This is a genomic window from Campylobacter sp. B0100352/1, from assembly GCF_020135855.1.
In the GTDB taxonomy this organism is placed as follows: Bacteria; Campylobacterota; Campylobacteria; order Campylobacterales; family Campylobacteraceae; genus Campylobacter_D; species Campylobacter_D taeniopygiae.
The window spans coordinates 14406-28918 of the sequence record NZ_JACHTP010000014.1; the positions used below are offsets into that span (position 1 = coordinate 14406).

Here is a 14513-nt window from a genome sequence, read left to right on the forward strand (position 1 = left end):
TTTAACTCCATTTTTTTTCTAATTTTCTAGAATATAAAGTAATAGGGTAACAAATTATAAAAAAAATAAAAAAAATAAAACCATAAATTATAAAAGGAGCTAAATCGTTTTTATTATTAAATTCAATAATTTGCTGCCCTACCTTTACAAGCTCCACACTACCAATTAAATAAGCAAAGGTTGTGCTTTTAATCATACGAGTAAGCAAATTCATACTTACAGGAGTAAGACGACGGAAGGCTTGTGGAATAATGATATAAAAATACGCTTGAAATTTATTTAAACCTAAGCTTTTAGCGCTTTCATATTGATGTTTAGGAATACTTTGCAATGAAGATCTAACTAAATCCATCATCTCAAAACTTCCCCAAATACTAAATACAATAATAGCTGAAGCTGTGCTGCTTAAATTAACCCCAAGCCACCTTGAAAAACCAAAATATACTATAAAAAGCCAAACCAAAAGAGGCATAATTCTCACAAATTCTAAAATAAAACGGCATAAAATATAAATATAGCGATTTTTAAAACTCATCAAAATACCTAAAAAAAGCCCAAAGAAAGATGTAATTATAATACTAATTATGGAAATTTCAAGCGTAACAAATAAACCTTGCCAAAGACGATTTAAAGTATCTAAATTTAATAAATTAAGCATTTGAAAGCCTTTTTTCCACAAAAAATAATATCAAAGAAATCGGTAGAATAATGCATAAATACCCCATAAACAAAAGAAATAAAAGCTCATCTGTTTTATAGGTTAGAGAATTTAAATCTTTCATGGCCGTGACCAAATCAGGCAAGGCTATGATACTTACCACCGAAGTTTCTTTAATAAGAAAAATAATATTTGCACTAATGCTTGATATCGAAACAGCAAGTATTTGAGGTAAAATAACATAGCGAAAATTTCCCAATTTTGTAAAACCTAAAGAAAGCCCTGCTTCAAATTGCTGTTTTCTAATAGCCTCAAATCCCGATCTAAAACTCTCAGCCATATAAGATCCACCTAAAAAACTAAGACCAACAATTGCACAAGCAAAAGCGGGGCGTAAAGTTTCATCAACGCTTAAACAAATTAAATTTAAAGGAGGAATTTTTTCTAAATGGATGCCAAATTTGGGCAAAGCATAGTAAAGAAAAAAAAGCTGTATCAATAAAGGAGTATTTCGAGATAATTCTATATAAATTTTACAAATTTGTTCTATAAATTTAATTCTAAAATAACTCATTAAAATACAAAATAATCCTATAATTATAGAAAAAGCTATACCAAAAAAACTTAATTTCAAAGTAAGCCAACCAGCTATTGCAAATACACTTAAATGATTGATTATAAAATTTAAATCCATATTCTTTTTATCCTTAATTTTACCAAACTTCATCCAAGAGTGCTTTTTTATTTATAATTTCAATTTTACCTTTTTTTGTGTCAATTAGTTTGACTAATTTTAACTCTTTTAACATCCTAGATAAAGACTGCACTCTTACGTTTAAATCTATCGCAATTTGTTTTTGGGGAATTGTATCTAATTTTTTTTCATTTTCCAAAATATATTTTAGTAATTTTGTTTTCAAATCTAAAGAATTCTGCAATATCTTTTTCTCCAAAATTTTTATCTTATTTAATAAAGAACTAATCAGTATCAAGTTAAATTCATTATTGTTATTACATAAATTTTCAAACTCAATAAAATTAATTTCTAATATTTGACTCTCCTCCTCACAGATAGCACTCGCTGGATAATTTAATCTTTTAAAAGCTGGCATTTCTGCAATAAAATCAAAAGGTTTGAAATAATGCAGAGTAATTTCTTTTTCACCTTTAGCATGTTTATAAACTCGTATTCTTCCCTGCAATAAAATAAAAAAATTTTTTGCCAATTCTCCTTCATAAAATAAAATATTATTTTTTTGCATTTTTCTTGTTTTTCCTATTTTATATAAATATTTTAATAAATTTTCATCCTTCATTTTTAACCTATGTTAAATAAAATTCTCCTATTTTTTGTTATATTAGCTTTATAAAATTAATATTGGAGAAAATCGACTATGAAATCAAATACTATTACTCAAGAAAATATAAAAATACTTATGGAAATATTTTATGAAAAAATAAGAAAAGATGAAAATTTGGGATCTATTTTTAACAATGCCATAGGAACAAGCGACAAACAATGGGAGGAACATAAAATAAAAATAGGAAATTTTTGGTCAGGTATTCTTTTGGGCAAAGGTGATTACAATGGACAACCTTTAAAAAAGCATCTCGAATTACCTTCTTTTCCTGAAGAATTTTTTGAAATTTGGTTAAAACTTTTTGAAGAAAGCTTGGATAAAATCTATAATGAAGAAATGAAAAATGTAATTTTACAACGAGCACAGATGATAGCCTCTCATTTTAAAAATATGCTTTATCAATAAGGCGTCTTACTAATCGACGCCATTATAAAAATTAAATTTTTATTTTTCTCAAGTCCTCTTTTGCTTGTTTTAAAATCTCTTCATCTTTAGAAAAATCAAAAAATTTAAATTCACTTCCATGTTGAAAAAAGCCATCAAGCAAATCTCCACTCAAACGATTTTTAAGATCAAGTTCTGCGATTTTAAAACCATCTAAAGTGTTTGCAAATTCTTTTAAACGTATAGGAATTTCTTTAAGTTTTGTATAGAGATAACAACTACTTTTAAGCCCCACTCTTCCGACTCTTCCTCTAAGTTGATGTAAAGTGGCAAGTCCTAAACGCTCTGCCCCAACTATGACAATAGTACTTAATCTTGGCAAAGAAATTCCAACTTCTACGACGGTAGTACTTAATAAAATATTTCCTTCATCGCGAAAACGCTTTAAAATTTCATCCTTTTGTTTATCTTTTCCGTGAGTTATAAAAACCTTTTCATAATGACTTTGCCAGTATTCACTAGCTTGTTCCAAAGAAAGATAAGGAATTTTATCGCTTGGATTAACCAAAGGATAAATAATAATAATTTGATGATTTTGTGCAATCTCTTCTTTTATCTTTTCATTTAATTTTGAAAAATCTTCATTTTGTATGCAAAAAGTAGAAATATCTTTTTTAAAAGGCATTTGTTTGACAAAACTAAATTGTAAAAATTCTGATTGTATCATGCTTAAAGTTCTTGGAATGGGCGTTGCTGAAAATTGTATAAAATGCGGTGCAAAATCTTTTTTGTTTAAAGTATAAATTTTTTGTCTTTGAGCAGAACCGAAACGATGTTGCTCATCAATCATCACTAAAACAGCCTCATGATTTTCTAAATGTATTAAAGCGTGAGTACCTATAATCAAATTAGCACTTTGTAATTTTTGCGCTAAATCTTTTTCTTTTTTGCCTCCTTTAATAAATAAAATATTTACAAAATCGGGCAAAAGTTTTTTTGCTTCCTCATAAATCTGATTGGCAAGTATGCTAGTTGGTGCCATTAAAATGGCTTGTTTTGGATAAACCATTAAAGCGGCTCCTAATAAAATCAAGGTTTTTCCGCATCCAACATCACCCATAATAACCCGTCTTTTAGCTTCACTTGAATTGAGATCTTGCTTTATATCCTTTAAAGCCTTAATTTGATCTTGGGTTGGTGCAAAAGGGAGGTTGTTAAGCCAATTGTCGATATTGAAAATATCAATTTTATAAGATTTGTAATTAGTTTTTTTTGCCCCTAACCGTCTTAGAAAATTAAAAATTTCAATATATTTTAAATCATTTAGAAAAAATTCCAAATTTTGAAACATCGCAAAACTTTTTTCATCGTAAGCGTGCAGATTTAAAAGAAAATTGATGTATTTATCATCTATTCCACTTTCTTTTAAATTTTCAAAAGTAAGATATTTTGCCATGAATTCTTGAATTTTTAAATCCCTTATGCCTGCAATTTGGTATTTTGGAATAAAACCTTCAAAAGAATTTAAAATTTTAGGATTATTAAATTGCCAAAAATTATTAAAAAGAGTGAGTTTGGCGTTAAAAATAACTTCTTTTCCTGTTTTTAAAATTTTATGATGCCAAGGTCTTGGATGAAAAAAAACAAAAGAAATATTTTTATTCCACTCTTTGCAAAATCCTGTACCAAAAAGTTGATTTTTATTATAATTTACATTTTTTAAAATAATTTTTTGAGTGCAAATTTCATTTTCTTTAGGAAATTTACTTGAATTTAAATTTTCAATCTTTTTAGGTAAAATAAGCGCCAAATCAATAGCGCTCTTTATTTTTAACTTTTTAAAAAGTTCAAAATCATTTTCTTTAATTTTCATTTTGAATACTAGCAAAACTCATATTTAATATCTCTTTATGCTGTTTGATATAAGCATTGATTTCTTCAAGTTTTACCTTTTGTATCAAATTTAATTCTTTTTTATAATACCCCTGCTCTAACCCTTGATAATACTCATTAAAAGCTATAGCTAAACGCTTAGAAAGACTTTCATAACGCAAAGGAGAAGAACCTATGATGAAATTTTTAGCTTGAAGAAGTTCATTTTCATTGATACCATGTTGTAAAAAATCTTTAAAGAGTTCTTTGATAATTTTTTTTGCTTGTGCGGCGCTTTCATTCTTAGTTTGCAAATATCCAAAAATTCTAGAAAAAGATAATTTAACATCTAACATAGCATAAGCTGAATAAGCTAAACCTCTTTTTACGCGAATTTCTTCCATAATTCTTGAGCCAAATCCACCTTGACCCAAAACAAATAAAGCAATTTTGGCTAGATGAATATCTTTATCATCGAGGTTTAAATACAATGGAGTGGCAAAATAAATATAAGCCTGTTCGCTTTCTTTTCGGATTAAAATTTTATCTTTATTTTCTTTGCAAATATCATATTTTTTGTTTTTATTTGTTTCTCCTTTATGAAGCTTTTCAAATAAGCCATTTAAAAAATCTTTCGCCTCTTTTTCTTCAATATCTCCACCTATAACACATACTAAATTATTTAAATGAATATTTTTTTTGTGGTAGTGATGTAGTGATTCTAAAGTGATATTTTCGATACTTTTTTCATCTCCATCATTAGGACTTTGAAATTCTGAATATTCAAAAACTTCAGAATTGAGTAAATTTTTTGCCAAATAATCAAAATCACTTTTTTTACTTGCTAATTCTCCTAAAACATTAATTTTTATTTTTTTTAAAATTTTTTCTTCTATTCTAGGATTTAACAATAATCGTTCAATTTGATGCATTGCAAATTTAAAATGTTCTTTCAAACAAGAAAGATTGATTTCTAAACTCTCAAAACCACTACTTGCTTCTAAACTAATAGCCCTAAATTCCAATTCTTTAAAAAATTGATCATCAACGCCTTCGTTTAAAATACGAGAAAACATTTTTGCAAGTCCGGCAATTTCATCATAACTTCGCCCACAATTTTGAAAAACAAGCTTTAAAACAACGATAGGCAAATCTTGATTTTTTTCAAAGATAAAAGGAATTTTTACCCCTTTGCTTTCTAAATATTGCATTAAAATTTCTCCAAAATTTCATAAGCTGTGTTACGTTTTGCAGGATTTTCACCTAAACTTCTAATTAATCTTATCATTTCATCTTGATTCATTCTATAACTTGCACCTGCAGCACTTACTACATTTTCCTCCATCATAGTTGAACCTAAATCATTAGCACCAAATTTTAAAGCAAGCTGTCCTATTAAAGAACCTTGAGTCACCCAAGAACTTTGTAAATTTTTAAAATTATCCAAATAAAGCCTTGAAAGCGCTAAGAGTCTAAGATATTTATTAGAGCTTTGTTTCATTATTTCAGGATGTTTTTGAATTAAAAGGGTATTTTCGCTTTGAAAACTCCACAAGATAAAAGCCCTAAACCCGCCCGTTTCATCTTGTAGTGCTCTTAAATGTTCTAAATGATCTATAATTTCCTCATCATTTTCAACCGTTCCAAACATCATAGTGGCGGTGCTTTTCATGCCGATTTTATGAGCTTGACGATGCACTTCTAACCAAGTTTTAGTATCACATTTATTTGGTGCTATGACATCACGCACTCTATCACTTAAAACCTCAGCCCCTGCACCAGGTATAGAAAATAAACCTTTTTGCTGCAATCTTTGTAACACTTCTGCTATGGAAATTTTAGATGCTTTGGCAATATAAGCAATTTCAACGGCGGAAAAACCATGGATAGTAATATTTGGATAATGCTCTTTAATCCAAGAAACAAGTTCTTCATACCATTCAATTTTAAGTTTTGGATGCACTCCACCTTGAAAAAGAATTTGAGTTCCACCTATAGCCTCTAATTCTTCTATTTTTTTACCAATTTCTTCAAAACTTAAAATATAAGCATCATTTTCCTTGTGATGACGATAAAACGCACAAAAAGAACAATCAATACAACAAACATTAGTATAATTTATATTTCTATCCACCACAAAGGTAGTAATTTTTTCAGGATGAAGTTCTATTTTTTTTTGATAAGCCATTTCTCCAAGCTCAACCAAACTCGCATTTTTCAATAAATCCAAAGCTTCCGTTTTATTTAATCTTTTCAAATATTTATCCTTAATGCATTAAATTTTTAAAATATTATAGCATTTAAAATATAAATTGTGCTATAGTTTCATTTATGAATTACTTTGATTTACTAAAAAATAATAAGACGATTAGAATTCTAGCTTCGGTTCAATTTATAGTTTATTTTGGTGCTTGGTTTTCACAAACAGGTGTTTTTACCCTACTGGTTAATCTTAATGCTCCTACTTGGGCAACCTCGACAAGTGCTATGCTCGCCTTTTTACCTGGAGTTTTACTCGCCCCTATTAATGGGGTTATAGTTGAAAGAAATAAACCTAAAAAGCTTTTATTAAGCATGATAAGTATTGAATTTATTTCTATCTTTTGTCTTACTTTTGTGACAAATCTTAGCATGCTTTGGCTTTTATTTATTCTAATCTTCATTAGATTGTGTGTTGCCTCTATTTATTTTCAAACCGAAATGAGTCTTCTTGCTAAAATTCTAAACACACAGGAATTAAAACTTGCTAATGAAATGCATAGTGTTATTTGGGCAGTTTCTTATACAGCTGGAATGGCAAGTGCTGGGATTTTCATTTATTTCTTTGGAATAAAAACCGCCTTTTTATTTGACTGTTTTCTTATCATGAGTGGCTTTTTAATTTTAACAAGACTTGATATTCCCAAAATTAAGCAAAAAAATCAAGATAATTTCTCTTTGATGATTAAAGAGGGATTTAATTACATTTTAAAAAATAAAATCATACTTCATCTTATATTGCTTCATGCTTTTATAGGATTAACAGCTTATGAAACTTTAGTAGCTTTGCTCGCTCAACATCAATATCAAGAATCTTTATCTGCTATTAAAGAATTTTTTTTCACCAACAAAGAAGTTTTATCCGCTGCTTTGGTGATTGGTTTTTTAAATGCTGTGCGTGCTTGTTCTTTGGCATTGGGACCTGTAATTTTAAGCAAATTTATCAACAATAAAACCTTATTTTATCTATATTTAGGACAGGCATTTGGGATTATATTATGGGCTTTGACTCAATTTAATTTTTATATCTCTTTTTTAGGGCTAATTGCTGCAGGTTTTTTCACTTCTTCGCTTTGGGCTTATACCTATACCATGATACAAAAAAACTGCGATAAGGTTTATTATGGAAGGGTGATTGCTTATACTGATATGGTTTATCTTAGTTTTAGTGCTATTATTTCTCAACTGATGGGATTTTTATTTGAATTAAATTTAAGTTTAAGAATGATCACTTTTCTTCTTGGAACTTTATTTATTTTTGCAGCTTTTTATTGGAAATGGTTTGAAAAAAAATATCTGTAAATTTTAAAAATTTACAGATTAGCTTTAAATTTTAAATAAATCTTGTAAATTCTTTAAGGCTTCTTCATTGCTTAAAGAATGGCCAGATTGTCCATTTTTTAATTCACAAAGCTCAATTTCATAACCGCTTAACATACTTGCAAGGCGTATATTGATACCGCTTTTTCCTATAGCTTTGCTTTTTTGTTCACTGTTTAAACTTACAATGGCCTTTTTATCTTCAATTCTAACAGAATTTACTATAGCAGGTGCTAAAGTTCTTGCAATTAAAATTTCAGGTTCATTGCTAAATTCAATACAGTCAATATTTTCATTGTGCAATTCTTTACTCACAGCATTGATTCTAACCCCTTTAACTCCAACTGTAGCTCCGACTGCATCTATATTGATTCCATTGGATTTGAGTATAATTTTTGCTCTTTCTCCTGGAATTCTTGCACATCCAATAATATTAACATATCCATCTTTAATTTCTGGAACTTCAGCTTCTAATAAACATTCCAAAAACTTAGGGCTTGTTCGGCTTAATTCCATCTTAATACCTTTGTCGGTATAAACACGCTTTATAACCGCTTTTACAACATCCCCTATCTTAAATTTTTCACCCTTAATACGATTTTTCCTCGGTAAAAAAGCTCTTAATTCATCAATTTCTATAAAGGTATTTTCATCATTATCAATACGAACAACATTACCAAATACTATTTTACCAACCTTATTTTTATATTTTTCAAAAATAGTTTGCTCTAATAATTTTTGGATATGATATTCTAATTCCTTATGCAATATATTAACCGCCGTTCTTCCTAAATTTTCCAAAGAACACTCATAGGTAAGTTCATCTCCAATTTCAACATCAGGAGCTTCAGCTTTTGCCTTGCTAAGGGCTATAAAGCTTTCTTTATTTTCTTCCAATCTTGGATCATTATCTGCTACAACAGTAATTTTTTGATAAAGATTTAATTTTTTTCTATCCACAAAAAAATCATATTCTTGACCATAAATTCTTTTAGCGGTATTTGTTAAGGCTAAAATAACCTTTTCTTTAACGCTTTCTAGTTCCAAATTTTTTTCATTCGCGATGCTTTCTATGATATCTGCGATTTTTTCCATTATTATTAATACCTTAACTTTGGGATTTAAATTTAAAAAGTAGATTAAAAGTATACCTTTAATAAGTTTAATTAAAAGTAAAATTTGATAAAATTATAAATTTAAAAGATGCTTTAAGGATATAACATGGATTTAAAATTAGCAAGAAATTTAATTGATGAAAAACCGAAAAATATAAGCCTTGGCAAAATTGAAGAAGCTGTAGTAAAGGATGGACAAAAGTTTTTCTATTTTGACAAGGAAAATTCACACAAAGATCTTATTGCCCTAGTAGAATATTTTGAAAAAAAAGGTTTAAGTGTTTATCATAGAACTATTAAATATGGTTTAGATGATAATGATTTTATGTATGAGGTGCATATTCTTTGAGTGCTAAAAAACTTTTTATTCAAACTTTAGGTTGTGCGATGAATGTCAGAGATTCTGAACACATGATCGCAGAACTTACTCAAAAAGAAAATTATTCTCTAACTCAAGATATTAAAGAAGCAGACTTGATACTTATTAATACCTGCTCTGTTAGAGAAAAACCAGTACATAAGCTTTTTTCTGAAGTTGGGGGATTTGAAAAAGTCAAAAAGAAAGATGCTAAAATAGGAGTATGTGGTTGCACTGCTTCACATTTAGGTAATGAAATTTTTCGTCGTGCTCCTTATGTTGATTTTGTTTTAGGCGCAAGAAATATTTCCAAAATTACTCAAGCTATTAATACTCCAAAATTTATTAGCGTTGATATTGATTATGATGAAAGCGAATTTGCTTTTGCCGATTTTAGAAACAGTATTTATAAATCTTATATTAATATTTCTATAGGATGCGATAAACATTGTACTTATTGCATAGTTCCTCATACCCGAGGTGATGAAATTTCTATACCTTTTGACATCATATACAATGAAGCAACTAAAGCTGTACAAAAGGGAGCAAAAGAAATTTTTTTACTTGGGCAAAATGTTAATAATTATGGCAAAAGATTTAGAAATGATCATAAAAAAATGGATTTTTCAGATCTACTTGAAGAACTTAGTACTATAGAAGGCTTAGAGCGTATTCGTTTTACTAGCCCTCATCCTTTGCATATGGATGATAAATTTTTAGAAGTTTTTGCAAAAAATCCTAAAGTTTGTAAATCTATGCACATGCCTTTACAAAGTGGCTCAACTGAGATCCTAAAAGCAATGAAACGCGGCTATACAAAAGAATGGTATCTTAATAGAGCTTTAAAACTTAGAGAATTATGCCCAAATGTTAGCATTTCGACAGATATTATCGTTGCATTTCCTGGAGAAAGTGAAAAAGATTTTGAAGATACTATGGATGTTTTGGAAAAAATTCGATTTGAACAAATGTTTTCTTTCAAATACTCAAAACGTCCTTTAACCAAAGCAGCCACTATGCCAAATCAAATTGATCCTGAAGTAGCATCTCAAAGACTTTCTATTTTGCAAAATCGCCATAATGAAATTTTAGATGAAATTGTTGAAAAACAAAACAATAAAGAATTTGAAGTTTTATTTGAAGAATTAAGACCTAATCATTCAGTAGCAGGAAGAACAGATAACAATTTCTTAGTCCAAGTTGAACATAGCGAAGAACTTTTGGGGCAAATTAAAAAAGTAAAAATCACAAATGCAAAGCGTATGGTTTTATATGGGGAACTCGTTTAAAACCGTATTAATAACGTATCTAGTATTTATTTTACAATGGCTGATTTTCTTAAGTTGTAAAAAAATCTATAAAGGAGATAAAGTCGATAAAGCGCCTTATGTTATACTTTTTTGGCATGGACGCTTGGCTTTAATGCCTTTTGCTTTTAGATATTTTAGACAAAAAAATAAAAAAGCCTATGTTATGATTTCTCATCATAGAGATGGGGAAATGATTGCTAGAATTATTAAATTATTTCATCTAGATACTATTAGAGGGAGTACCTCAAGAGGTGCCAGTGCGGCATTAAGATCTGCTTTTAAAGTTTTAGATGAAAAAGACGATATTGTTATTACTCCGGATGGACCACGCGGTCCTTATCGTAATATTGCAGATGGAGCTGTATTGCTTGCTCAGAAAAAAAATGTTAAAATAAGATTATTAAATTATGAAGCAAAGCATTTTTGGGAATTTAAAAGTTGGGATAAAATGATCCTTCCTAAGCCATTTACAACATTGATTTATCGATTAAGCGAGCCTTTAGATATTTCAAATTTAGATAAAGAGGAAGCTAAAAAAAAATTATTAGCTTTTTTTAAAGATATTGAAGAATTAGACAGTTTTAAGGAATAGAATGTTATTTTTGCTTAAAAAAATCCTACCTCAAATTTTTATTGGTATTATTTTAGAAGATGAAAAAAATATCCTTAAAGCAGCAATATATAGAAATAAAAAATTAATAAGTAGCAGCGAAAAAAGCTTTGAAAAAAGTGAAGATTTGCTAGAATATGTTAAAACCTTAAGTAAAAAATTCTTATTTTTCCATACTGCACTTTTTTTAAATGCCAAAGAACAAGGTCTTATCCCGAGCACAAAAAATGAAGACTTGGAAAAATTTAATGTTGGTAAGATAAGTTTAAAATTTATAACCCTTAATAATGCTTTAACCTATACAGCAACCGAACATGTGGAATATTTCCATGAACTTTTTGAAGATTATAATGGATTAGATTTTTTATACTCTCCTTTTGCTTTGCTTTATTTTAATATTTCAAAGCAGAACAAAAATGATGATAAAATAACTCTATATGCTTATCAATGTAGGCAAATGCTAACAATTATGGTTTGCAAAAATCATCAAATTTTATACGGAGAATTAAATTTTTTAGATCAAGAGTCTGAAAACAATGAAACATCAAATGAAGAATTAGATGAAGATATTTTCAATAATGAATTAAATTTTGAAAATTTGGATGAAAATTTTGAAGATTTATCACAGAAAAAAAATGATTCAGAAGAGGAAGGATTTTTAAATTTTGATAATCTAAGTCAATTTAATAACGATATGGAAATTGCACATTGTATTATTTCTAGCATTGAAAAATTTTACAACGATGAAAAATATTCTGGAAATTTTATCAACAATATACATGTACTAAGCGAACAAGAACTAAGTATAGAGGCTACTGAATTTTTGGAAAATGAAACTTTTTTAGAAATTACTACTCAACAAATAAATACTTTTGATCTCATGTTTGAGCTTATGCACAAGGAAATTCAATGACTTACAGTTTTATAAAGCCTAGAAAAAAACCTATTTTAACCTTATTTATTAAAATTTGGGCCGCCCTTTTTATTTTTGGAATTGTCTTTATCATTTTTATGTATTTTTTATATCTAACAAAAATTGCATTTGTTTCTCATTCTATTAAAAAACAAAAAGAAGAAGTTGTTAAAATGCAAAAAGAAATCAAAGATAATGAAAACTTATACCAAATTCTTTTAAATAAGAGTAAAATTGCTAACAATATCAAAGATCAAAATGAAATCGCAAAAAAAAGCTTAAAAAATCTTTTTGACATCGTTGTGCAAACAGGATCCATAACACTTGAAAGCGTAGATCAAGAAAAAGACTCTTTGCAACTTATTGGAGTAACTCCAACCATGGAAATGTTTAGCCTTCTTTTGGAAACTCCTTTGAAAAGTATTTTTGATCAAAGCAACACCACATATTATCGCTTAAGCAATGGATGGTATCGTTTTGTAAGCATAAGCAAAAAAAATACTGGAGGTTGCTGCGATGAAAGATAAAAGCCTCGAAGAACTCAATATAGTAAGAATTCTCATTCTTGCTTTAAGTTTTATTAGTATATGCACGGCTTTAATTTTGTTTTTATTATTGCCGGTATTGAAAGATTATGAACAAATTAATTTAAGAGAAAATTCTCAAATTGGAACGGTTAATTCTTTTAAAATCGATTTAAAAACTAGTGAAGATAAAATTACACAATTAAAACATAACAATGAAAAAAACTTAGATCAATTTCAACAAAAATTCGATGAAAAAAAATTCAATGATTTTCTAAAATATTATTTTAAAAACATCAAAATAACAAACATAAAGATACAAACTCCACAAGAATATTTACGTAAAGAATTAAAAATCGAAGCTTTAATGGATAATCCTAAAAATTTTTACAATTTTATCAATGCTTTAAAAAATTATGATAATTTAATTAAAGTCAGTTACCCTATTACATTAAAAGCAACACCAAAAGGCATTGCTATAAATTTTTCTGTGGAAATTTACTCAGATTAAATTGACATCTTCTCCTTTTGAGATTTGATTTATTGTATTCATCGCACACATTTTTCCACACATAGAGCAGGAATTTAAATCATCTGGGCGGCGTTCATTAAACATCTTTTTAGCCTTTTCTCCATCAATGGCAAGTTTAAACATTTTTTCCCAATCTATATCTTGCCTTGCTTTACTCATATCATCATCTCTCATTCTTTCTTTTGGTAACTTAGCAATATCGCCAGCATGTGCTGCAATTTTTGTTGCCACTATTCCATCCCTAACATCATCCAAATTTGGAAGTCTTAAATGTTCAGCTGGTGTTACATAGCAAAGTATATCAGCACCACTCGCAGCTGCTACAGCACCGCCAATTGCCCCGCTGATGTGATCATATCCTGCACCAATATCAGTCACCAAAGGCCCTAAAACATAAAAAGGTGCTCCTTTGCAAAGACGTTTTTCAAGTTGCATATTGGCTTCGATTTCATTTATTGCCATGTGCCCAGGACCTTCTATCATCACTTGAACTCCAGCCTCCCAAGCCCTTTGCGTCAGCAAAGATAATTCTATAAGTTCTGTAATTTGTGATGCATCGGTTGAATCATGCGTAGAACCTGGACGCAAGGCATCACCTAAAGACAAGGTTGCATCATATTTTAAACAAATTTCTAACAAATCATCATAATATTCAAAAAAAGGATTTTCAGCTTGCTTCATCATCATCCAAGCGTAAAGCACAGATCCTCCCCTTGAAACTATATTTGTAAGCCTTTTTCCCTCTTTAAAAACTTTAACAGCACGTGAATTTATTCCAGCATGTATAGTCATAAAATCTACACCGCTTTTTGCATGATGATAAACCACGTCTAAAAAATCTTTAGCTTCAATTTGCTTTAAATCTTTTTCTAAGAATCCCACTGCATCATAAACAGGAACTGTACCTATCATTGCCTTTGAAAAAGTAATGAGTTCGTCTCTAAAATGACTCGTTTTTCCATAGTTACTTAAATCCATAATAGCCTCAATTCCGAATTTATGTGCAAGTTCTACTTTTTTCATCTCCTCGCTATAATCGATACAATCATTTGAAACACCTAAATTAACATTTACTTTCGTGCGAAGTCCAAATCCTATACCATTGGGATCAAGGCTTTTATGATTAATATTAGCAGGTATGATGATTTTGCCACAAGCAATATTTTCAAGTAAAAAATCTTGACTTACTTGCTCCTTTTGGGCGACAATTTGCATTTCTTTGGTAAAAATACCTTCTTTAGCATAAAGCATTTGAGTTTTCATATTTTATCCTTGAAAATTTTTTGGATAAATGAAG

General features: G+C 28.9%; 16 protein-coding genes. 8 read left to right on the top strand and 8 right to left on the bottom strand.

Features of this window, described 5'->3' with window-relative positions:
• Position 1: 1 nt before the first annotated feature.
• The 3 genes from H2279_RS05250 to H2279_RS05260 are packed head-to-tail and all read right to left on the bottom strand — an operon-like array spanning position 2 to position 1974.
• On the bottom strand, positions 2 to 658 hold the full coding sequence (locus H2279_RS05250; RefSeq protein ID WP_137624313.1) for an amino acid ABC transporter permease: 657 nt from the start codon (positions 656 to 658) through the stop codon (positions 2 to 4).
• Positions 651 to 1352, bottom strand: coding sequence for an amino acid ABC transporter permease (locus tag H2279_RS05255; RefSeq protein WP_337195825.1), 702 nt, complete (start codon positions 1350 to 1352; stop codon positions 651 to 653). Before H2279_RS05255 ends, H2279_RS05250 begins: the two co-directional genes overlap by 8 nt.
• 19 nt (positions 1353 to 1371) lie before the next feature.
• Complete coding sequence (locus H2279_RS05260) at positions 1372 to 1974, bottom strand: Crp/Fnr family transcriptional regulator (RefSeq protein WP_137624311.1); 603 nt, start codon at positions 1972 to 1974, stop codon at positions 1372 to 1374.
• Between the two features lie 78 nt (positions 1975 to 2052).
• Between H2279_RS05260 and H2279_RS05265 the strand changes: the two genes are divergently transcribed.
• Entirely contained in the window at positions 2053 to 2424 is a 372-nt protein-coding gene (locus tag H2279_RS05265; RefSeq protein ID WP_137624310.1) for a group III truncated hemoglobin, read from the top strand.
• A gap of 31 nt (positions 2425 to 2455) precedes the next feature.
• Here the strand turns inward: H2279_RS05265 and recG are convergent, their stop codons facing one another.
• From recG to H2279_RS05280, 3 genes are read right to left on the bottom strand one after another with little or no spacing between them, the layout of a single operon-like run.
• Positions 2456 to 4276, bottom strand: a complete 1821-nt coding sequence (recG, locus tag H2279_RS05270; RefSeq protein WP_337195826.1) for an ATP-dependent DNA helicase RecG — start codon at positions 4274 to 4276, stop codon at positions 2456 to 2458.
• Positions 4266 to 5486 carry a M16 family metallopeptidase gene (locus H2279_RS05275; protein ID WP_337195827.1) on the bottom strand — a complete coding sequence of 407 codons (1221 nt, stop codon included), beginning with the start codon at positions 5484 to 5486 and terminating at the stop codon, positions 4266 to 4268. Before H2279_RS05275 ends, recG begins: the two co-directional genes overlap by 11 nt.
• Entirely contained in the window at positions 5486 to 6532 is a 1047-nt protein-coding gene (locus H2279_RS05280; protein ID WP_137624307.1) for a dehypoxanthine futalosine cyclase, read from the bottom strand. The genes H2279_RS05275 and H2279_RS05280 overlap by 1 nt, the downstream gene beginning before the upstream one ends.
• A 74-nt stretch (positions 6533 to 6606) precedes the next feature.
• Between H2279_RS05280 and H2279_RS05285 the strand changes: the two genes are divergently transcribed.
• Entirely contained in the window at positions 6607 to 7836 is a 1230-nt protein-coding gene (locus tag H2279_RS05285) for an MFS transporter (protein WP_137624306.1), read from the top strand.
• Positions 7837 to 7860: 24 nt separating this feature from the next.
• On the opposite strand, the gene nusA is transcribed toward H2279_RS05285, so the two are convergent.
• Positions 7861 to 8949: a transcription termination factor NusA gene (gene nusA / locus H2279_RS05290; protein ID WP_337195828.1), complete on the bottom strand. Its 1089-nt coding sequence runs from the start codon at positions 8947 to 8949 to the stop codon at positions 7861 to 7863.
• Positions 8950 to 9075: 126 nt separating this feature from the next.
• Between nusA and H2279_RS05295 the strand changes: the two genes are divergently transcribed.
• The 6 genes from H2279_RS05295 to H2279_RS05320 are packed head-to-tail and all read left to right on the top strand — an operon-like array spanning position 9076 to position 13195.
• Entirely contained in the window at positions 9076 to 9318 is a 243-nt protein-coding gene (locus H2279_RS05295; protein ID WP_137624304.1) for an HP0268 family nuclease, read from the top strand.
• On the top strand, positions 9315 to 10616 hold the full coding sequence (miaB, locus tag H2279_RS05300) for a tRNA (N6-isopentenyl adenosine(37)-C2)-methylthiotransferase MiaB (RefSeq protein WP_337195829.1): 1302 nt from the start codon (positions 9315 to 9317) through the stop codon (positions 10614 to 10616). The genes H2279_RS05295 and miaB overlap by 4 nt, the downstream gene beginning before the upstream one ends.
• Complete coding sequence (locus H2279_RS05305) at positions 10600 to 11229, top strand: lysophospholipid acyltransferase family protein (RefSeq protein WP_337195830.1); 630 nt, start codon at positions 10600 to 10602, stop codon at positions 11227 to 11229. The genes miaB and H2279_RS05305 overlap by 17 nt, the downstream gene beginning before the upstream one ends.
• A gap of 1 nt (position 11230) precedes the next feature.
• On the top strand, positions 11231 to 12160 hold the full coding sequence (locus H2279_RS05310; RefSeq protein WP_337195831.1) for a clan AA aspartic protease: 930 nt from the start codon (positions 11231 to 11233) through the stop codon (positions 12158 to 12160).
• Positions 12157 to 12687 carry a hypothetical protein gene (locus tag H2279_RS05315; protein WP_137624300.1) on the top strand — a complete coding sequence of 177 codons (531 nt, stop codon included), beginning with the start codon at positions 12157 to 12159 and terminating at the stop codon, positions 12685 to 12687. The genes H2279_RS05310 and H2279_RS05315 overlap by 4 nt, the downstream gene beginning before the upstream one ends.
• On the top strand, positions 12677 to 13195 hold the full coding sequence (locus tag H2279_RS05320) for a hypothetical protein (RefSeq protein WP_137624299.1): 519 nt from the start codon (positions 12677 to 12679) through the stop codon (positions 13193 to 13195). The genes H2279_RS05315 and H2279_RS05320 overlap by 11 nt, the downstream gene beginning before the upstream one ends.
• On the opposite strand, the gene thiC is transcribed toward H2279_RS05320, so the two are convergent.
• Positions 13187 to 14479 (bottom strand): phosphomethylpyrimidine synthase ThiC, encoded by a 1293-nt coding sequence (gene thiC / locus H2279_RS05325; RefSeq protein ID WP_337195832.1) that lies wholly within the window; start codon positions 14477 to 14479, stop codon positions 13187 to 13189. The two genes, H2279_RS05320 and thiC, sit on opposite strands and share 9 nt — an antisense overlap.
• Positions 14480 to 14513: the final 34 nt, after the last annotated feature.